The sequence below is a fragment of the Nonomuraea sp. CA-143628 genome, from assembly GCF_050942315.1.
GTDB lineage: Bacteria > Actinomycetota > Actinomycetes > Streptosporangiales > Streptosporangiaceae > Nonomuraea.
Window position 1 is genome coordinate 2585008 of record NZ_CP192072.1, and the last position, 17772, is coordinate 2602779.

Consider the following 17772-nt stretch of genomic DNA (forward strand, 5'->3'; position numbering starts at 1 on the left):
GTCCCTCCTCGTGGTTGCCCCGCCGCCTACCCCCTCTGGCTTGCTTAACGCCCGGATTTGCCGCCCCGGCCGAGGGCCGCGAGGCCGGTCGCCGTCGCGGCGGCGGCCAGGGTGAGGAGCACCGCGCGCCGGTGCTGCGACAGCCAGAGCTGCGGGCTGCGGGCGTGCGAGCGCTTGTCGAAGCTGCCGTGCGCGCCGTAGTCGCGGTCGTCGTCCACGGGCGTCCAGAGGTTGGCCGCGTCGCTGCGCGGCTTCTCGTCCGTCTGCTGGGAGTCCACGCCGGTCCGCGCCAGGTAGCGGTCCACCAGGGCGGGCGCGATCCGCTGCGCGACCAGGGTGGCCGCGGTCGTGGCGCCGACCCAGTACTCCTTGCGCTCCGGGTGCTCGGCGGCGTACACGATGCCGTGGGCCGCGACCTCGGGCTGGTAGATCGGCGGCACCGGCTGCGGGTGGCGGCGCAGTTTGCTGAGCACCCAGTCGAACTGGGGCGTGTTGACCGCCGGCAGTTGCACCATGGTGATCTTGACGTTGCTGCGGGCCGCCAGGAGCTCGACCCGTACAGACTCGGTGAAGCCCTTGATCGCGTGCTTGGCCCCGCAGTACGCCGACTGCAGCGGGATCCCCCGATACGACAGGGCCGAGCCGGTCTGGACGATGACGCCCCTGTTGCGGGGCCGCATCAGATCGAGCGCTACCCGAGTGCCCCAGACGTAGCCGAGGTAGGTGACCCTGGTCGTCCGCTCGAACTCCTCCGGGGAGACGTCGGAGAACCTGGCGAACACCGAGGAGAACGCCACGTTGATCCACACGTCGATCGGGCCGATCTCCGCCTCGATGCGCTCGGCCGCCTGACGTACCTGGTCGTACTCGGCCACGTCCGCCTCATAGACCTGCCCGCTCCCGCCCGCGACGCCGACGTCCACGGCGGCGGCGCCCAGGCCGGTCGTCCCGCGGGCGATCAGTGCCACCTTGGCGCCCTTCGTCCCGAGTTCGCGCACCACGGCGCGGCCCACGCCGCCGCTCGCGCCCGTCACCACGACCACGCGGCCACGGAGGTCGTCGGTGATTTCCGTCTTGGTGGTCAGATTCTCGGCACTCTGTGGCGCCATGAAGGTCAACCCGCCTCTCCTGATCTACCGCGGTGCTGCCGCCGGATGGCCAGCACCATGTCAATGACCGTGGCGATCGCCGCCACGACCGCGATGCCCGTCATCACCGGGGCCCTGGCGATGACGCCGAGCACGGCGAACGCGAACAGGAACATCAAGATGAAGGAGCCCACCCTGATGTGCGCCACATCGCGCGGTGTCGCGGGGACCATCGCGTGGGATCGCTCATCCCGGCTCTCTTCCCAACCGTTGTTCTCCGGCATATGGCTGTTCTCAGGCATATGGCCCACCTGCCCCCGCCGTTTGCCGCTTAACGTCGTGGGTAGCCGCGCCGGCGTGCCTGAACTACGGCCGAGCGACCAGAACGAGCCGGGTATCGCGCGCCGCCGGCGCGGTCGCGGGTTCAGCTACCACCGGCCCGGCGGCGGCACGGTGCGCGACGCCGGGACGCTGAGCCGGATCAGGGCGCTGGCCATCCCGCCGGCCTGGACCGACGTGTGGATCTGCGCCTCGCCGGACGGGCACCTCCAGGCGGCCGGCACCGACGCCGCCGGGCGCAGGCAGTACCGCTACCACGACGACTGGCGTGAGCAGCAGGACCGGGAGAAGTTCGACCGGGTGCTGGAGCTGGCCGAGCGGCTGCCCGCCTTCCGTGGACGCGTCGAGAAGCAGCTCTCCGGGCGCGGGCTGACCAGGCAGCGGGTGCTCGCCGCCGCCGCGCGGCTGCTCGACGTCGGCTTCTTCCGGGTCGGTGGCGAAAGCTGCGACTCCTACGGCCTGGCGACGCTCAAGATGGAGCACGTGTCCTGCGGCAAGGACGTGATCACCTGCTCGTACCCCGCCAAGGGCGACATCTCCCGCGAGACCGAGGTGGCCGACCCGGGGGCGTGCGCGGTGATCAGATCGCTCAAGAGGCTCAGAGCCGACGGCGAGCTGCTGCGTTACCGGCACAACGGTGGCTGGGCCGACGTACGCAGCGAGGACATCAACGACTACCTGCGCGAGACGATCGGCTACGAGGTGACCGCGAAGGACTTCCGCACCTGGCACGCGACCGTGCTGGCCGCCGTGGGGCTGGCGGTCTCCACCCACGCCGGGACCGGCAAGCGGGCGGTCACGCGGGTGATGAAGGAGGTGGCCGAGTATCTCGGCAACACCCCCACGGTCGCCCGCGAGTCCTACGTCGACCCGCGGGTGGTCGAGGCGTACGACCGGGGCAAGACGATCGCGGGAGCGCTGACCGAGCTCGGCGCCGACGCCGGCTTCGGCCAGCTGGCCACGCGTGGCCCGGTCGAACGGGCGGTCATCAGCCTGGTACGCGCCGTTTGAGTGGTTTTCCTCCGGGCATGCGGCGTCTGGAGAAGGAGGAAGTTGCGATGGAAGCTCCGCAGTACGTCGCGGCCAGGGTCCAGCGGGCGCTGGCCGAGGATGCGCGCACGCACGAGCTCGGCATCCGGGTCGACATCAGAGGCGATCAGCTGTTCCTGCGCGGCCAGGTGGACGGCGCCGAACAGCGCGAACGGCTCGGGGCGGTGGCCCACGAGACGGCGCCGGCCCTCCACCTGCACAACGAGATCAAGATCGTGGAAATCACCGAGCCCGGAGAGGATGAGCACCTTGACTGACCTGCGTATAGCGGCCGTGGGGGATGTTCACCTGGGCGAGGACAGCCGTGGCCACTACCGGAAACATCTGGAGGGCATCGAGGAGCGCGCCGACGTGCTGATGCTGGCGGGCGACCTGACCCGCCACGGCACGCTGGCGGAGGGCCGGGTGGTCGCCGACGAGTTCCGCGACCTGCCCGTCACCGTCGTCGCCGTGCTCGGCAACCACGACTACCACTCCGACCAGCAGTACGAGATCGCTTCTGAGCTCCGCGACGCCGGGGTGACGGTGCTCGACGACGACGGCGCCGTGCTCCAGTGCGGCGAGACGAAGCTGGGGGTGGTCGGCGGCAAGGGCTTCGGCGGCGGGTTCGCGGGCAAGAGCGCGAGCGAGTTCGGTGAGCGGGAGATCAAGAACTTCGTGGCGCACACCCGGCACATCGCCGAGGCGTGGAAGGTGGCGCTGAAGGAGGTTCAGGCCGACCATCGCCTGGTGCTGTCGCACTACTCGCCGATCAAGGAGACGCTGGAGGGCGAGCCGCCCGAGATCTACCCGTTTCTCGGTAGCTACCTGCTGGCCGAGGCGGTCGACACCGCCGGGGCGGACCTCTTCGTGCACGGGCACGCGCACAAGGGCACCGAGAAGGGCATGACGCCGGGCGGGATCAGGGTCCGCAACGTGGCCCTGCCGGTGCTCGGCAGGGCGTACGGGGTCTACTGCCTCGACGACTGCGACTGACCCGAGGCCTCATCGAGCACAGGATGCGGTCGGCTGACCCGAGGCCTCATCGATCACAGGATGCGGGCGGCGACGATGCAGACGTCGTCGTCCGAGGCCCGGCCGCCCAGGTGCGACAGCACGCAGTCGATCATCTTCTCCGGGTCGTCGCCGACGCACTGGCTCCCGGCCTGGGCGAGGGCGGCGATCCCGGCGTCGAGGTCATGGCTGCGCCGTTCGATGACGCCGTCGGTGTAGAGCACCAGGGTGTCGTCGGCCTCCAGCTGTGTGGTGGCCAGGCCGTACTGGGCGGCCTCGAAGGCGCCCAGCATGGTGCCGGGCACGCCTTCGAGCAGCTCGGCGTGGCCGTTCCTGACCAGGATCGGCGGCGGATGGCCGGCGTTCGTCCAGGTCAGCGTGCGGTCCATGGGGTCGAAGTGGCCGATGATCGCGGTGCCGGTGACGGTCACACCCTCGTTGGAGTGGACGAGCAGGTCGTTCAGCCAGGTGGTGAGCTGGTTGGCGGGCGCGTGCGTGTAGGCCAGGCCGGCCAGCGCCGAGCGCATCTGCAGCATCAGGCTCGCCGCCGCCAGACCGTGGCCCATCGCGTCGCCGATCGCCAGCAGCACCCTGCCGTCGGGGATGGGACGGGCCTTGAACCAGTCGCCGCCCAGCCGGGCCAGCTCCTCGCCGGGCAGGTAGCGCACCCCGATGGACAGGCCGGGCAACTGCATCAGCCCCCGGCGTACCGGCAGGATCGTGTTCTGGAGCTGGACGGCGACGCGGTGCTCCTCCTCGGCCCGCTCCCGCTGCCGGGAGGCCTGCGCGTGGGCGACGGCCAGGGCCCGCTCCCTGCGCCGGTTCTTGGTCACGTCCTGGACGAGGAAGCGCACCTTGATGGGCAGCCCGTCGGTGTCCAGGACCGGTTCGCTGACCACGCTGAGATGCCGCAACCCATGCCGGTGCTGGATGCGGAACTCCGTCTCGACCGCCTCGCTGTGCTCCAGGAGTGTGCGCAACTGGTCGTCCACGATGGACAGGTCCTCGGGCACCACCACGAGGGGCAGCTCTTCCAGGGGCAGCGGTCCTTCGCCGTGCTCCCTGCCGAACATCTCGTACATCTGCGGCGTCCACAGCGTCCGCTCGGTGGCCAGGTTCCATTCGCCCCAGCCCAGCTCGGCCAGCCGCTGCGCCCGTTCCCAGCCGGCGACCAGCACTTCCTCATCGTCCAGCGGGCGCCAGGTGACCAGCAGGCCGTTGTCCATGCGCACCGCGCGGACGGTCATCGTGGCCGGCCAGAGCATGTGGTCCCGCGCCTCGACGAACTCCAGCGGCCCCCGGTGCAGCGTCTCACCGGTCTCCAGGACGTGCAGGAGGTCGTCGAACAGCCCCGAGCCGGCCGCGCCGGGACTGGTCTCGATGAGGCGGCGCCCGCGCAGCTCCTCGGGCGTCCGATCGGCCGGCTCGCCGGCCTGCTGGTTGGCGGCCGCGATCAGGAAGTCCACGACGCGGCCCGTGGCGTCGCGTACGGGGGTGAGGAAACACGCCGGGACGTGCACGCTTTCGAGGACTCCGATGACCCAGCCGGGCAGTTTCGGCGGCTCGACGGGCTTGTCGGGCGGCCGATCGACCCCCATGGCGACCTCGACGAGCGAGATCCCGCTGTCGTGCGCCATCCGTGACAGCTCGTCGGCGGCTTCCGCGGGCCTGACGTTCAGCCGTATCGCCAGCCGGGCGGTGGCCTCGTCGACGATCGCCTCGTTACGCATCCGGCGACGTAGCCGCGTCAGCAGCTCGCGAATCCCGGCGGCCGCCGCGCCACAGTCGTAGCGGCCGCCGAACGGCGGGTAGTTGCTCACATCCTTCCCATTCCCTAGCAGAGGGCGGGAAAGAGGTGCATACGTTGCGATATTTCAGCAAAGAGTGGACAGTCCACTGGGCCGGACTCGAGGACCGGCCCAGTGGAGGGGACGGTGTGACGGGGCGTCCCGCCCCTTACACATTGAAGATGCTGACACCACCGGGACCCACCAGGAAGCCGAGTACGATGAGTACGATTCCCCAGAGAAGGTCGCGCCGGGCCAGGATCACATAGATCCCGGAGATGACGAGTATGACGGCGATGATCCAGAGCAAAGTAGCCATGAGCCGCCTCTGCCCTCACGTCATCGGCTTTAACATGCTTTTCTCCGAACCACCAGGTAGAAAGGTGTATAAGCCAATTTCTTGGCCTGCGAAGGGGCTCGTTAATCGGTCGCCTTGATGAGCTTGGCGTAGCCCAGCTGGAGCCAGTCGGCGACGGCGACCGCTGTCATCGTCGCACCCGCCAGCCGGGTGAACTGGGGCGCGAAGACCATCCCGGCCGCGTACACCGTCGCCGCCCACTGGGCGATGCAGAACGGGCAGCCGAGCAGTTCGCCGATCGTGTTGCGGGGCGTCTCCTTCAGCTCGGCGGGCCCGCTCACTCCCTCGTAGCGGGTGAAGGGCGCCCGTATGGGGCTGGTCACCGGATCCTTGGCGATCAGCCGCGCCACCTTGTGCGTGCAGGCGGCCATCAGCGCCACGTCCATGAACCCGACGTGCTCCGGCGGCCGTCGCCCGGTGAGCGCGGCGGCCGCCACCGCCGTTGCCACCGCGCCGCCGTAGACGGCCATGATCCGTGCGTACGTGCCGAGCGGCCGGTCGTGCTCGCCTTCGTAGTCCCGTTCTGTCTGCTCCAGGAAGTCGGTCATAGGGGCAGGCGCTACCCTCGGCTTCCGCCTCTACTCGGCTGCGCGGGGTAACGCCTACTTGTCGATCGTCCGGGTAGCCCGATCCCATGGGCAGCCATAGTCATGCGGTCACTGATGCCATCCTCGACACACTCAAGCGTGCCAGCTCCGGGTTGAAGGACGCGGGGGTGAAGTTCGCCCTGGCGGGCGGCTGTGCGGCCTATGCCAGGGGCGCGGCCCCTTCGCTGCACGATGTCGATTTCGTGCTGACCGAACATGACGTGCCGGCCGCGCTGGAGGCCCTGCGGGGGATCGGCTTCAAGACCGCCAAACCGCCGGAGGACTGGCTGGTCAAGGCATTCGACGAGGACCGGCTGGTCGATCTGATCTTCCGGGTGTCCGACCAGCCGATCACGGACGAGCTTCTCGACCGGGCCGAGCCGATGACGGCGTCGGCGGTCATCGTGCCTGTGCTGGAGGCGACCGACCTGGTGATCTCGTGGTTGCTGCCGCTGTCGGAGCACGCCTGCGACTACGGGGCGCTGCTGCCCCAGGTGCGGGCCCTGCGCGAGCAGGTCGACTGGCCCCGGGCGGCCGCCGTGGTCGCCGGATCGCCGTACGCCACGACGTTCATCACGCTGCTCGAACGCCTGGCCGTGCTGGAGGCGCCGGTGAAGGCGAACGGCGACCCGCACTGGCCGTGACCGTGTGCCGCGACGGTCGTCGCGTCGGCGGTCGCGACGGCGGCCGAGATGGCGGTCGTGAGACGGCGAGAGCCGCGCCCGTGGTCGGGCGCGGCTCTCGTCTCGTGCGGGGAGCTCAGTGCGGGAAGCGGCCGTAGTAGTCGCCCAGCCGCGTCCTGTACTCGGGCTCCTTGAATCTGCCCTCGTCGAACTCGGGCGCGTCCTTGATCTCGGCCTTGGTACGCGAGACGTGGACGTTGCGCTCCTGCGGGTCGATACGTGTGACGACCTTCGCGGGGAGCATCACCTTCTTGCCGAAGATCCACGGGCCGGTGTCGACGATGATGTAGCTCTCGCCGACCTCGTACGTGGCCTCATCGACGGACCCGATTTTCCCGTCCGTCGCCTGGACGTGGTAACCCACGAGGTCCAGACTCTGGCCGCGATTGTAGACGTCAGGCTGATAGTCCCAGAGCTCCATGGCTCATCCTCTCTCCGTCTTTCGTCTTTTCTCGGGCAGGCCCTCCGCTACCCCGTCTGTGGCCGCTAAACACTTGGCCGCTAAACACCGCGCTCTCGTATAGCGGCTGTCAATGAGCCGTCAAGGCGGCTGGGCGACCCTCCTCATGACGAAGGGGGCGAATCACATGAAGAATCGGCTGTACGAACTCGACGGGCTCCGATTGCTGGCGGCGTTGTGCGTGGTGTTCTTCCACTACACGTTCTCGGGGCGGGTCGGTGGCACCAGCCCGGTCGCCTTCGCGGCCGAGAGCGCCTGGTCCAAATACGGCTACCTGGGTGTGGACCTGTTCTTCATGATCAGCGGTTTCGTCGTGCTGATGAGCGCTTGGGGCAGGAGCCCGCGCGAGTTCGTGGTGTCCCGGGTGATCAGGCTCTACCCGGCGTACTGGGTGGGCCTCGCCGTCACCACCCTGGTCACGGTGACGCTGGGGGCCGGGATCTTCTCCGTCTCCTTCGGGCAGGTGCTGGCCAACCTCACGATGTTCCAGGCGGTGCCGGACGTGGCGAACGTCGACGTCGTCTACTGGACGCTGTGGGCGGAGATGCGGTTCTACCTGCTCATCCTGGTGTTCGCGTGGATCGGGATGACCAAGGGCCGGGTGCTGGCGGGGCTGTGGGCCTGGCTCGGGCTGACGCTCGCGGTCGAGGCGGGGGTGCTGCCGCGGATGGCCGATCTGCTGGTGCAGTCGGAGTTCGCGCACTACTTCATCGCGGGGATGGCGCTGTTCATGCTCTACAAGTTCGGGCCCAGCAGGCAGGTGCTGGTCCTGGTCCCGCTCTGCCTGGGGAACGCCGTCTACCGCGCCCTCGGCTACGCGGCCGCGGTGGGGGAGCGCTATTCGGTCGAATACCGCCCCGTGGTCATCGTGCTGGTGGTCGTGGCCCTCTTCGCGGTCATGACGCTGGTCGCGCTCCGGGTGACCGGGCCGCTGGCCAGGCCGTGGCTGGCCACCGCGGGCGCGCTCACGTACCCGCTGTACCTGCTGCACGCGCACGTCGGCTTCATCGTGTTCAACAGGATCGGCGGCGCGGTCGACAAGTACGTTCTGCTCTTCGGGCTCATCGCGGTGATGTGCGTGGCGGCCTACGGCGTGCACCGCTTCGTCGAACGGCCGCTGGCCCCCGCGCTCAAGCGCCTGCTGGCTCCCCGGCGGCGCCCCGCCGAGGTGGCCAGCAGTTTCGGAATGGCCAGCTAGCGGATAACATCCGCGTCACAGATGAGGTGAAAGGGGACAGGTGACTCTCGGGTCCGAGTGGGCGCCTCCCGGCGTGGACAGCACCACGCCGAGTGTCGCGCGCGTGCACGACGCCCTCCTGGGCGGCACCGAGAACTTCGCCGCCGACCGGGCCATCGCCCGCCGCCTGAAAGAGGCGGTGCCCGACGTGGTGAACCTCGTCTGGTGCAACCGCGCGTTCGTCGGCCGGGTCGTCGACTTCTTCGTCCGCGAGGCCGGGATCCGGCAGATCATCGACCTGGGGTCCGGGCTGCCCACGATCGAGAACACCCACGAGGTCGCCCAGTTCGCCGACCCCTCCGTGCGGGTCGTGTACGTCGACTCCGACCCCATGGTCGAGCCGCACGCGCGGGCGATCCTGAACGGGAACGAGAACGCGCTGGCGATCACCGAGGACGCCAGAGACGCGGCGGCCGTGCTGCGCCATCCGAGACTGACGCGGCTCATCGACCTCTCGCAGCCCGTCGGGCTGATGGCGATCGGGCTGCTGCACCTGTTCCCCGACAGGGACGATCCGCACGGGCTGGTCAAGCGGTACATGGACGCGCTGGCGCCCGGGAGCTACCTGGCGGCGTCCAACATGCTGGCCTCGGTCAGCCCGCAGGCCCAGGCGCTGGAAGCCATGCTGCACGCGACGATGGGGACGGGCTACTTCCGGTCGCGGGAGGAGGTCGAGCGCTTCTTCGACGGGCTGGTGCTGGAGGAGCCCGGGGTGGTGCACTTCCCGGAGTGGCGGCCGGACGAGCGGCTGCCGGGGCCGTTGGCCACGTGGGAGGCGCTCCTGCTGGGCGGCGTGGCCCGCAAACCTCGCTGAATCGCTGTCGGCGCTAGAGTGGGCGTCGTGCCGCGTCGACTGATCTGTTCCCCTCCGCCCGCCGAGTAGCGGGCGGCTTTTCCCGATTTTTCCGGATCTGACCAGATCTGGGGGTGGCTGCTGCCCGCGCGCCGGGCCCACTTCCACCACTCCATCCGGAGAGATCAGTCATGTCCCATGTCTCCGCGCGGCGGGGCGCCTTCTTCATGTCCGTGGCCGCGACCGCCTGGGGCACCGGCGGCGCCGCCGGTTCCCTGCTCTTCCAGTCGGGCGGGCTCGGCCCCGTCGACGTCTCGTTCTGGCGCTACCTTCTGGGGGCTGCCTTCCTGTACGTCACCACCCGCCTGACCTCGACCGCCCTTCGGCCGTCCATCCTCCGGCCAGTCGTCGTTCGGCGAGCCGCCGTTCGGTCTTCCGTCGGCCGGTCGGCCGTCGTCAGGCCGGGTGATGTCGGCCGGCGTCGCCCTTCCGCGCTGTGGGCGCGTTTCGACCGGCGGGTTCTGGTCGTCGGGTTCGGGATGGCCGTCTATCAGACGGCCTACTTCGGCGCGATATCCCAGTCCGGCGTGGCCGTCGCCACGGTGGTCACGATGGGCTCCACGCCGGTGTTCACCGCCCTGGGCAGCCGCTTCCTCCTGGGCGAGCGCATCGGCCGCACCGCGCTCGCCGCGCTGGTCGCGGCGCTGGGCGGCCTGCTCCTCCTCACCGGTGAGAGCGCCTTCGCTGGTGAGAGCGCCTTCTCCGGTGAGAGCGTCGGCATCGGGCGGGCGGCCGGGATCATCCTGGCTCTGGTGTCCGCGGCCGGGTACGCGGGCGTGACCGTCTTTTCGCGGACCCTCCATACGCGGACCCTTCATTCGGGCCACCACCGCGACGACCCCCAGCGCACGGCCATGGGCGGATTTGCCGTCGCGGCCGCCTGCCTGGCCCCGTTCGCCCTGGTCGACGGGGTGCTGCCGACGGCCGGGGCGACCCCTGTCGCCCTGCTGCTCTACCTGGGCGCCGTGCCGACCGCGCTCGCGTACGGGCTGTTCTTCCGCGCCCTGACCGCGCTCAACGCCACGACCGTCTCCATCATCTCGCTCGGCGAGGCGGTCGGCGCGGCCGTGCTCGGCGTGGTGCTGTTCGGTGAGCGGCTCACGCCCATGGCGTGGTGCGGATGCGCGTTGCTGCTGGCGGCGGTGGTGGTTCCGGCCGTTCAAGCAGGGCGTACTACAGAGAAGGATTAGTGATCGCGGAGCGGAGTGGCGATTGCGGGCGTCCTATGAGTTAGGGTCCGGTACGGCGATGCTTGCCGTACCGTCGCTCCGCTCCCGATAGAGCGCACTTGACACTAAATGGGAACGGCGCTGACAAAGCATGCGTTGGAGGGATTGTGGCGTCGATTTCCGGAATAGTGAGAAACCTCCTGGATCGTCCGGGCGGGGTGAACCTCAGCCCGTACAAAAAGATCGTCAAGGCGGCGGGCGAACGAGCCGAACGCGTCGGCGCGCTCGAAGAGTTGCCCAGGCCGAAAATGGATGATCTGGCGGAGTTCTGCGCCGTCGCGCGGGAGGCGGCCGACCGGACGCTCGGGCTCAGGCCGTACGACGTGCAGCTTCTGGGCACGCTCGCCCTCCTCGACGGGAAGATCGCCGAGATGGCGACCGGTGAGGGCAAGACGCTGTCGGGGGCGATGGCCGCGGCCGGCTACGCCCTGCAGGGCAAGCGCGTGCACGTGATGTCCGTCAACGACTACCTGGCCAGGCGCGACGCCGAGTGGATGGCGCCGTTCTACGAGGCCATGGGCGTCTCGGTGGGCTGGATCGACCAGAACTCCACGCCCGACGAGCGGCGCGCGGCCTACGCGCGGGACGTCACGTACGGACCCGTCAGCGAGATGGGCTTCGACGTGCTGCGCGACCGGCTGCGCACCGACGCGGCGGAGATCATCGTGCCCGCGCCCGAGGTGGCGCTGGTCGACGAGGCCGACTCGGTGCTCGTGGACGAGGCGCGGGTGCCGCTGGTCATGGCGGGGGCGGCCGACGAGGGCAGCGCGGTGCCGGAGATGGCCGCGCTGGTCAGGCAGCTGATCCGGGGCTACCACTACGAGATCGACGACCAGGCGCGCAACGTCTACCTGACGACCAAGGGCGCCGACAGCGTCGAGGGCATGCTGGACGTCGAGTTGTACGACGAGAACGAGCCCGGCACGCTGATCGAGCTCAACCTCGCCCTGCACGCCCACGCCCTGCTCACCCGCGACGTCGACTACATCGTGCGCGACGGCAAGGTCCAGCTCATCAACCCCTCGCGCGGCCGGGTGGCCGTGCTCCAGCGCTGGCCCGACGGCCTCCAGGCGGCCGTGGAGGCCAAGGAGACGCTGCCGCCGAGTGAGAAGGGCGAGATCCTCGACTCGATCACCGTCCAGGGCCTGATCCGGCGTTATCCGCAGATTTCCGGGATGACGGGCACTGCGGTCGCCGTCAGCGAGCAGCTCGGCGAGTTCTACGGCCTCAAGGTCGCGGTGATCCCGCCCAACCGGCCGTGCGTCAGGAAGGACGAGCCGGACCGCATCTATCCGACCGTCCCGGACAAGGACGCCGCGCTGGTCGAGGAGATCCAGGAGGCGCATTCCACCGGCCGGCCCATCCTCATCGGCACGCTGGACGTGGCCGAGTCGGAGAACCTGGCCAAGCTCCTGCAGCGGCGCGGCCTGGAGCCCGTCGTGCTCAACGCCAAGAACGACGCCGAAGAGGCCGCGATCATCGCCAAGGCCGGCGAGCGCGACGCCATCACCGTCTCCACGCAGATGGCCGGCCGCGGCACCGACATCCGGCTCGGCGACGGCGTGGCCGAGCTGGGCGGCCTGTACGTGATCGGCTCGGGCCGCCACGCCAGCAGCCGTCTGGACGACCAGCTGCGCGGTCGCGCGGGCCGTCAGGGCGATCCCGGCGCCTCGGTGTTCTTCGTCAGCATGCAGGACGACCTCATCACCCAGTTCGTCCCCGACGAGCGCCCGCCCGCGGCCGACGCCGACGGCCTGGTACGCCACCGCCGCGGCCCCTACCTCGTGGCCCACGCCCAGCGGGTCGCCGAGGGCGTGAACCTGGAGATCCACCGCAACACGTGGCGCTACACCCGTCTGCTGGAGCACCAGCGCGAGCTCATCCTGGAGTGGCGCGACAAGGTCCTGCACGGCGACTCGGCGGCCAAGGCGCTGGCCGAGGCCGACCCCGAGCGCTGGGAGGCGCTACCGGAGGACACCCGCGACGAGACGGCCAGGCAGATCGTGCTGCACGCGATCGACCGCTGCTGGACCGAGCACCTGGCGTTCCTGACCGACCTGCGCGAGGGCATCCACCTGCGGGCGCTCGGCCGGATGAGCCCGATCGACGAGTTCCACCGGGAGGCCGTGGCGGAGTACAAGTCGCTGCTGTCGGAGGTCGAACGCCGCTCGGTCGAATCGTTCGAGGCGCCGGAGCCCGACCTCAAGCGGCCCACCGCGACCTGGACTTATCTGGTGCAGGACAACCCGTTCGGTACGGAGTGGGACAGGATCCTCAAGCGTGTGACATCGGCCACTCGTCGCGGCTAGGCATACCTGACAAAAGATGGCAGGTATGCCTGCGAGCCTTCCATCATGACAACTCACGCGAAGCTCATCGCCTTCACCATCGACTGTGCCGAGCCCAAGAGGCTGGCCGAGTTCTGGCACCAGGTGACCGGGCTGGACATCCAATACTCCGAGGACGAGTACGCCGCGGTGGGCGACGGGACGACGAACATCTACTTCGGCCGCGTCGCCGACCGCAAGCCGGTGGAGTGGCCCAGCTCGGACAAGCAGTTCCATCTCGACTTCCGGGTGCCGGACGTGGAGCGGGCGGTGGAGGAGTACATCGCCCTGGGAGCCACGAAGCCCGCGTTCCAGCCCGGGGTCACGGACGGGAAGATCGGGTGGATCGTGCTGCAGGACCCGGAGGGGCACGCGTTCTGCGTCTGCCCCGAGAAGTCCTGAAAAATCCTGACATATCCCGGCGTCCCGCCGTGTGGCTGGGGTGATGGGCCGGACTGGTGCGGCAGTACGTCCGTGATGAGGAATGTCTGGCCAAAAGGATGATTCAAGCACTTAGCTTCCCTCATAAGCTGGTGCAATGCTCTTGGAAGGATCCATGTCCCTGCGCGGGCGCCGATGACCTGGGTCGGTCTCGTGATCGCGCTGGCCGGGGCACTCGGATACGCGTTCGGCGCGGCGCTGCAACAGTACGAAGCCGTAGCGGAGGGCGCCTCCCTCAGGCTGGTGAGGCGTCCTCGCTGGTGGATCGGCGGGGTCATCGGCTTCGCCGGCGCGTCCCTGCACGCCGTGGCGCTGAGCCTCGCGCCGCTGGTCGCCGTGCAACCGATCAGTGTGGCCACTCTGGTGTTCGCCGTGCCGCTCGCCGCGCTGATGTACGGCCGCCGCCCGTACAAGGCGGAGATCCTCGGCTCCATCGCGGTGGCCGTCGGGTTGCTCTGGCTCATGGTGCTGGTCCCGGCGCACAACGTCCGACCGAATCTCGGCACCGGGCCCGCGATCGGCTTCATCGTCGTGATCGGCCTGATCGTGCTCGCCGCCGAACTGTTCGCCAACAGATTGCGCGGACCCGGCAAGGCCCTCGTCCTGTCCGTGGGCGCCGGCGCCGTGACCGCGAGCGTGTCAACGTTCGTCAGGGCGGTCGGCGGTGGCATGGACGGGGACTGGGGCAGGCTGTTGCACTGGTTCACACTCGTCATACCTGTGTTGCTGATCGGCGCGGTCGTGATGCTGCAACGCTCTTACGCGGTGGGCTACTTCGGCATCGCGTACGCGGGCGTACAGGCCGTTGACCCGATCACCTCGGTGCTCGCGGGCGCCATCCTCCTCGGCGAACCCCTCCCGACGAGCCCGTCCACGGCGATCCCGGCCGTGCTGGCGGCCGCACTCACCATCGGGGGAACGATCACACTTGGGCGGCTGGCCCCTGATCACTCCCAGCCTGTCGGGGTGGACGGCACCCGAGCATCTCGTTCATTGACCGCGACATCAGATCTGGTGTGATCCGCGAGGCCGGCGCCATCCCCGGGCACGCGGCGACCTACGCACGCGGCCACCGGCGCGCGAGCCGCCTGCGCACGCGAGCACCTGCACGTGGTGTGGGGTGAGCTAGCACACCGGTCGATACGGCACCTCTGCCAGATAACGGTCCCAATCAGTCTGGGACAGCCCGCCGTACCGGCCGCAGATCGACGCCGCCGACCCGGCCGGATCCGGGGGCGGGGTCGCGTGGGCGAGGTCGATGGTGAGGACCGTGCCGTGGCCGGCCAGTACGCGCAGCCAGCGTCCGCCCGGCGCGAGGGCGGCCTGGACGGGACGGTCGGCGCCGGCCGCCGGGACCTGGCGGTCCGTGAGACGGGTGCCGTCCGCGACCCGCCAGACCCGGACGCGGTCGCTGTCCGTGCTGGCCAGGAGCTGGCCGTCGGCGCTGAAGGTGAGGCTGCCGGGGGACGGCCGGAGCCGGGCCGGGAGCACGGGCACGCCGTCCAGCGTGTAGATCTGCACGCCGGTCTCCTCGGCGATCGCCACCCGCTCACCTTCGGGACTGAACACCGTGTACTCCCACGGCATCCGGTCCAGCCAGGGCGCCGGCGTACGGGCGCCACGGCCGGACAGGCGGACCACCTCCGAACGCGTCCCCGCGAACACCAGCGCCACCTTGTCTCGCGGCCCCACCACCGCGTACTGGCCGACGAACGCGGCCCGGCCGGTCCGCAGGTTCCAGGCCCATCGCTCGCCCGACTGGCGGGCCGCGGCGAACAGCAGCCCGCCCCCCGGACTGAACCAGGCCGCCTGCTGCCCCGGCGCGCCCAGCCCCCGGCCGAAGGGCCGTCCCACGCCCGCGCCCGAGGTCGTGTCCCACAGGTAGGACCGGTCGACGCCGACGAGCGCCAGGGTCCGGCCGTCGGGGGACCAGGCCAGCGCCCGCACGCTCTGGGCGGGAGCGGCGGTCATGGCCAGCTGCATGCGGGAAAGGGGGTCGTACACCCGGATCGTCCCGTCGGTCAGGGCGGCCAGCCGGGTGCCGTCGTCGCTGAGGGCGTCGAGCGAGTGCGGGCCGCCGTACGGGTCGGCGAAGACGTCCACCGCCGGATCGGCCGCCGAGTCCGCCAGCGCGGCACGGGCCTCCGCGACCGGGGCCAGGCGCCACGCGGCCAGGCTCAGCCGGCGCGCCGTCACCGGGTCGGCCGCCCGCAGCGCCCGCGCCCTGGACGCCGCCACCCTCGCCATCGCCTGGTCCAGCCGCCCGTCGGCGCTGCCCTCGCGCCAGACGGCGACGACGACCGCCGCCAGGACCGCCACGAGGGTCACCGACGCCAGGGCCGCCATGGTCCGTCGCCGACCGCGGGCGCGGCCACGTACCAGCGCCCGTCCGCCGTCCAGGAACGCCTGCTCGGCGGCGCTCAGCGTCACGCGCCGCCGCCCGCTCGCCGCCCATGCCAGCGCCCGGTCCAGGTCGTCCTCCTGGAACAGGTCGCTCTCCCGCCGCCCGCCCGACTCCCACCGCCGCGCCGCCCTGGTCAGGTCGCGGTGGACGGCGAGGCCGTCGCGTTCGGCGTCCAGCCACTCGTGCAGGCGCGGCCAGGCCCGCAGGAGCGCCGCCTGGGCGATGACCACGCCGTCGGTGCCCGCGTCGCTCTGGTCGATCAGCCCCGCTTCCGTGTACGCCCTGAGGACCCGGTCCATGGCGGCCTGCTCAGGAGGGCGGCCGGTGACCAGCTCGGTACGGGTGGCGTGACGGCGGGTGTCGGTGCCGTCGGCCGCCATGCCGACCAGGCGCAGGAACACCTCGGGCACCAGGTCCTGGTCCGCCCGGCTGAGCTGGAGATAGAGGCGTTCGGCCCGCGCGCCCAGCGGCGGGTCGTCCACCGGCTCCGGCGGGAGCAGGCGGCCCTGCTGGGACTGCGGCACGTCGAGCAGGGACAGCAGCAGTTGGTGCGCGCTCGGCCGCCGATCCGGATCCCGGCGCAACGCCGCCAGCACGAGCTCCCGGAGCGGCCGATCGAACCGATCAAGCAGCCGCTCGGGCTGAGCGGGCTGAGCGGGCTGAGCGGGCTGAGCGGGCTGAGCGGCCTGACCGGCCTGACCGGCCTGACCGGCCTGACCGGGCGGTTCGGGCTGGGCGGGGGTTCGGTCCGGCGGTGGGTTCAGCCCGTCGGGTGGTGCGGGGCCGTATGCCGCGAACACCAGCAGCCTGCCCCAATCCCGCACATCCCCCGTCGCCCCACTCCCGTCGGTCGCGGTCCCGAGCCCGACGAGCCGCGGCCCCTCGGTCCCCAGGACGACCCGGTCCGGCGTGAGCCCTCCGTGCACCGCCCCGGCCTCGTGGATCGCCGCCAGCGCCGTCGCCGTGGCCACCGCCAGCCGGTACAGGTCGTCCCCGCCGTACGGCCCCCGCCGCCCGACCACCTCCGCCAGCGTCGGCCCGGGGACGTACTCGCTGACCAGATAGGGCGCCTCCCCGTCGAGACAGGCGTCCACCACCCGCGCGACGCACAGCGACCGGACCTGTAAGGCCGCCTTGACGGGGCCCGGGGGCCGTGTGGGGAGGAGGGTGAGCGCATATCGAGTGCCCGACTCGTCGTAAGCGTCATGGACCGCACCGCCGAGCCGGGAGCCTAACCAGTAGCCCCCCAGCCGGTCGGTCATGCGGCCCTTTCGCTAACGGATCAGGCGAGCTCGGTGGTCCGGCCACTCCTCTTCGAGGATGCCGAAATAGACCGTGTCACGCCAGGTGCCGTCCGGCCTCCTGCGCTGGCGGCGCAGCGTCCCCTCGTGCACACCGCCGATGCGCTTGATGGCGTTCTGCGAACGTAGGTTGAGGACGTCCGTCTTGAGCAAGACGCGGTTGTAGCCCAGCTTGTCGAAAGCATGGTCGATGAGCAACACCTTGCAGGCGGTGTTGACAGCGGTACGCCAGACCGTCCGGCCGTACCAGGTCCAGCCGATCTCGATGCTCTTCTCGAACCCGGGCACGTCGCCGTAGGTGGTCCAGCCGACGGCCAGCCCCGACGACCTGAGCACGACCGCGAACGGGATGTGCTTGTCGTCCGAGATGAGGCCCTGGGCGAGCCCTGCCAGCTCCGACTCCGCCTGCGGCGGCTTGGCGGGCATCCAGCGCCAGACCTCCTCATCCCCGCCACCGGCCAGGAACAGGTCGGGAATGTGCTCCATCGTCAGCGGCTCAAGGCGGACGACATCGTTCTCGAGCACCACAGGGGAGGGCAGGTTCGCGGTCATAGCGGTCACCCTAAAAGAAGATCCGTTTCGCCTTTACGGCCACCTGAGCCGGTTTCTCGGCGACCACCTGTCGACACTCATAC

18 protein-coding genes are annotated in these 17772 nt (G+C 70.3%); 10 read left to right on the forward strand and 8 right to left on the reverse strand.

The window, feature by feature from the left end; genetic code table 11:
* Positions 1-44: 44 nt before the first annotated feature.
* Together ACQP2T_RS12135 and ACQP2T_RS12140 are read right to left on the reverse strand one after the other, a co-directional pair.
* Positions 45-1109: an SDR family oxidoreductase gene (locus ACQP2T_RS12135; RefSeq protein ID WP_433516235.1), complete on the reverse strand. Its 1065-nt coding sequence runs from the start codon at positions 1107-1109 to the stop codon at positions 45-47.
* 5 nt (positions 1110-1114) lie between these two features.
* On the reverse strand, positions 1115-1390 hold the full coding sequence (locus tag ACQP2T_RS12140) for a hypothetical protein (protein ID WP_433516236.1): 276 nt from the start codon (positions 1388-1390) through the stop codon (positions 1115-1117).
* A gap of 55 nt (positions 1391-1445) precedes the next feature.
* On the opposite strand from ACQP2T_RS12140, the gene ACQP2T_RS12145 reads away from it, so the two are divergent.
* The 3 genes from ACQP2T_RS12145 to ACQP2T_RS12155 are packed head-to-tail and all read left to right on the forward strand — an operon-like array spanning position 1446 to position 3452.
* Positions 1446-2438 carry a DNA topoisomerase IB gene (locus tag ACQP2T_RS12145; RefSeq protein WP_433516237.1) on the forward strand — a complete coding sequence of 331 codons (993 nt, stop codon included), beginning with the start codon at positions 1446-1448 and terminating at the stop codon, positions 2436-2438.
* A gap of 47 nt (positions 2439-2485) precedes the next feature.
* Positions 2486-2734 (forward strand): BON domain-containing protein, encoded by a 249-nt coding sequence (locus tag ACQP2T_RS12150; RefSeq protein WP_433516238.1) that lies wholly within the window; start codon positions 2486-2488, stop codon positions 2732-2734.
* Entirely contained in the window at positions 2727-3452 is a 726-nt protein-coding gene (locus tag ACQP2T_RS12155; RefSeq protein ID WP_357950678.1) for a metallophosphoesterase family protein, read from the forward strand. Before ACQP2T_RS12150 ends, ACQP2T_RS12155 begins: the two co-directional genes overlap by 8 nt.
* Positions 3453-3505: 53 nt before the next feature.
* Here the strand turns inward: ACQP2T_RS12155 and ACQP2T_RS12160 are convergent, their stop codons facing one another.
* From ACQP2T_RS12160 to ACQP2T_RS12170, 3 genes are all read right to left on the reverse strand, one after another.
* On the reverse strand, positions 3506-5290 hold the full coding sequence (locus ACQP2T_RS12160) for a SpoIIE family protein phosphatase (RefSeq protein ID WP_433516239.1): 1785 nt from the start codon (positions 5288-5290) through the stop codon (positions 3506-3508).
* A gap of 136 nt (positions 5291-5426) precedes the next feature.
* Positions 5427-5576 carry a GPGG-motif small membrane protein gene (locus tag ACQP2T_RS12165; protein ID WP_165959640.1) on the reverse strand — a complete coding sequence of 50 codons (150 nt, stop codon included), beginning with the start codon at positions 5574-5576 and terminating at the stop codon, positions 5427-5429.
* 101 nt (positions 5577-5677) lie between these two features.
* Positions 5678-6163 (reverse strand): DUF1360 domain-containing protein, encoded by a 486-nt coding sequence (locus tag ACQP2T_RS12170; protein ID WP_433516240.1) that lies wholly within the window; start codon positions 6161-6163, stop codon positions 5678-5680.
* Between the two features lie 167 nt (positions 6164-6330).
* On the opposite strand from ACQP2T_RS12170, the gene ACQP2T_RS12175 reads away from it, so the two are divergent.
* Positions 6331-6846, forward strand: a complete 516-nt coding sequence (locus ACQP2T_RS12175) for a hypothetical protein (protein WP_433516241.1) — start codon at positions 6331-6333, stop codon at positions 6844-6846.
* Positions 6847-6961: 115 nt separating this feature from the next.
* On the opposite strand, the gene ACQP2T_RS12180 is transcribed toward ACQP2T_RS12175, so the two are convergent.
* Positions 6962-7306, reverse strand: coding sequence for a PRC-barrel domain containing protein (locus tag ACQP2T_RS12180; protein ID WP_433516242.1), 345 nt, complete (start codon positions 7304-7306; stop codon positions 6962-6964).
* A gap of 166 nt (positions 7307-7472) precedes the next feature.
* Here ACQP2T_RS12180 and ACQP2T_RS12185 point away from each other — a divergent pair, with 166 nt between their 5' ends.
* The 6 genes from ACQP2T_RS12185 to ACQP2T_RS12210 all read left to right on the forward strand — a co-directional run bounded on the left by ACQP2T_RS12185 (position 7473) and on the right by ACQP2T_RS12210 (position 14452).
* Entirely contained in the window at positions 7473-8543 is a 1071-nt protein-coding gene (locus ACQP2T_RS12185) for an acyltransferase family protein (RefSeq protein WP_433516243.1), read from the forward strand.
* Positions 8544-8583: 40 nt separating this feature from the next.
* Positions 8584-9396 (forward strand): SAM-dependent methyltransferase, encoded by an 813-nt coding sequence (locus ACQP2T_RS12190; protein WP_433516244.1) that lies wholly within the window; start codon positions 8584-8586, stop codon positions 9394-9396.
* A gap of 170 nt (positions 9397-9566) precedes the next feature.
* A complete protein-coding gene (locus tag ACQP2T_RS12195; RefSeq protein ID WP_433516245.1) occupies positions 9567-10625 on the forward strand; it encodes a DMT family transporter in 1059 nt (352 codons plus the stop codon).
* A 167-nt stretch (positions 10626-10792) separates the two neighbouring features.
* Positions 10793-12973 (forward strand): accessory Sec system translocase SecA2, encoded by a 2181-nt coding sequence (gene secA2, locus ACQP2T_RS12200; protein WP_433516246.1) that lies wholly within the window; start codon positions 10793-10795, stop codon positions 12971-12973.
* 45 nt (positions 12974-13018) lie between these two features.
* Positions 13019-13393, forward strand: a complete 375-nt coding sequence (locus tag ACQP2T_RS12205) for a VOC family protein (RefSeq protein ID WP_433516247.1) — start codon at positions 13019-13021, stop codon at positions 13391-13393.
* Positions 13394-13567: 174 nt separating this feature from the next.
* The gene (locus tag ACQP2T_RS12210; RefSeq protein WP_433516248.1) at positions 13568-14452 is read left to right on the forward strand and encodes a hypothetical protein; all 885 of its coding nucleotides are present in this window, start codon (positions 13568-13570) and stop codon (positions 14450-14452) included.
* 105 nt (positions 14453-14557) lie between these two features.
* Here ACQP2T_RS12210 and ACQP2T_RS12215 read toward each other — a convergent pair whose 3' ends face one another.
* Both ACQP2T_RS12215 and ACQP2T_RS12220 read right to left on the reverse strand, forming a co-directional pair.
* Entirely contained in the window at positions 14558-17098 is a 2541-nt protein-coding gene (locus ACQP2T_RS12215; protein WP_433516249.1) for a hypothetical protein, read from the reverse strand.
* 12 nt (positions 17099-17110) lie between these two features.
* Positions 17111-17689, reverse strand: a complete 579-nt coding sequence (locus ACQP2T_RS12220; protein WP_363996670.1) for a GNAT family N-acetyltransferase — start codon at positions 17687-17689, stop codon at positions 17111-17113.
* Positions 17690-17772 lie beyond the last annotated feature (83 nt).

Bases quoted from the DNA above. Each gene is read 5' to 3' on its own strand.
- ACQP2T_RS12135 (WP_433516235.1), bottom strand. From the start codon at position 1,109: ATGGCGCCACAGAGTGCCGAGAATCTGACCACCAAGACGGAAATCACC.
- ACQP2T_RS12220 (WP_363996670.1), bottom strand. From the start codon at position 17,689: ATGACCGCGAACCTGCCCTCCCCTGTGGTGCTCGAGAACGATGTCGTC.
- ACQP2T_RS12170 (WP_433516240.1), bottom strand. From the start codon at position 6,163: ATGACCGACTTCCTGGAGCAGACAGAACGGGACTACGAAGGCGAGCAC.
- ACQP2T_RS12215 (WP_433516249.1), bottom strand. From the start codon at position 17,098: ATGACCGACCGGCTGGGGGGCTACTGGTTAGGCTCCCGGCTCGGCGGT.
- ACQP2T_RS12180 (WP_433516242.1), bottom strand. From the start codon at position 7,306: ATGGAGCTCTGGGACTATCAGCCTGACGTCTACAATCGCGGCCAGAGT.
- ACQP2T_RS12210 (WP_433516248.1), top strand. From the start codon at position 13,568: ATGACCTGGGTCGGTCTCGTGATCGCGCTGGCCGGGGCACTCGGATAC.
- ACQP2T_RS12150 (WP_433516238.1), top strand. From the start codon at position 2,486: ATGGAAGCTCCGCAGTACGTCGCGGCCAGGGTCCAGCGGGCGCTGGCC.
- ACQP2T_RS12195 (WP_433516245.1), top strand. From the start codon at position 9,567: ATGTCCCATGTCTCCGCGCGGCGGGGCGCCTTCTTCATGTCCGTGGCC.
- ACQP2T_RS12140 (WP_433516236.1), bottom strand. From the start codon at position 1,390: ATGCCTGAGAACAGCCATATGCCGGAGAACAACGGTTGGGAAGAGAGC.
- ACQP2T_RS12165 (WP_165959640.1), bottom strand. From the start codon at position 5,576: ATGGCTACTTTGCTCTGGATCATCGCCGTCATACTCGTCATCTCCGGG.
- ACQP2T_RS12185 (WP_433516243.1), top strand. From the start codon at position 7,473: ATGAAGAATCGGCTGTACGAACTCGACGGGCTCCGATTGCTGGCGGCG.
- ACQP2T_RS12205 (WP_433516247.1), top strand. From the start codon at position 13,019: ATGACAACTCACGCGAAGCTCATCGCCTTCACCATCGACTGTGCCGAG.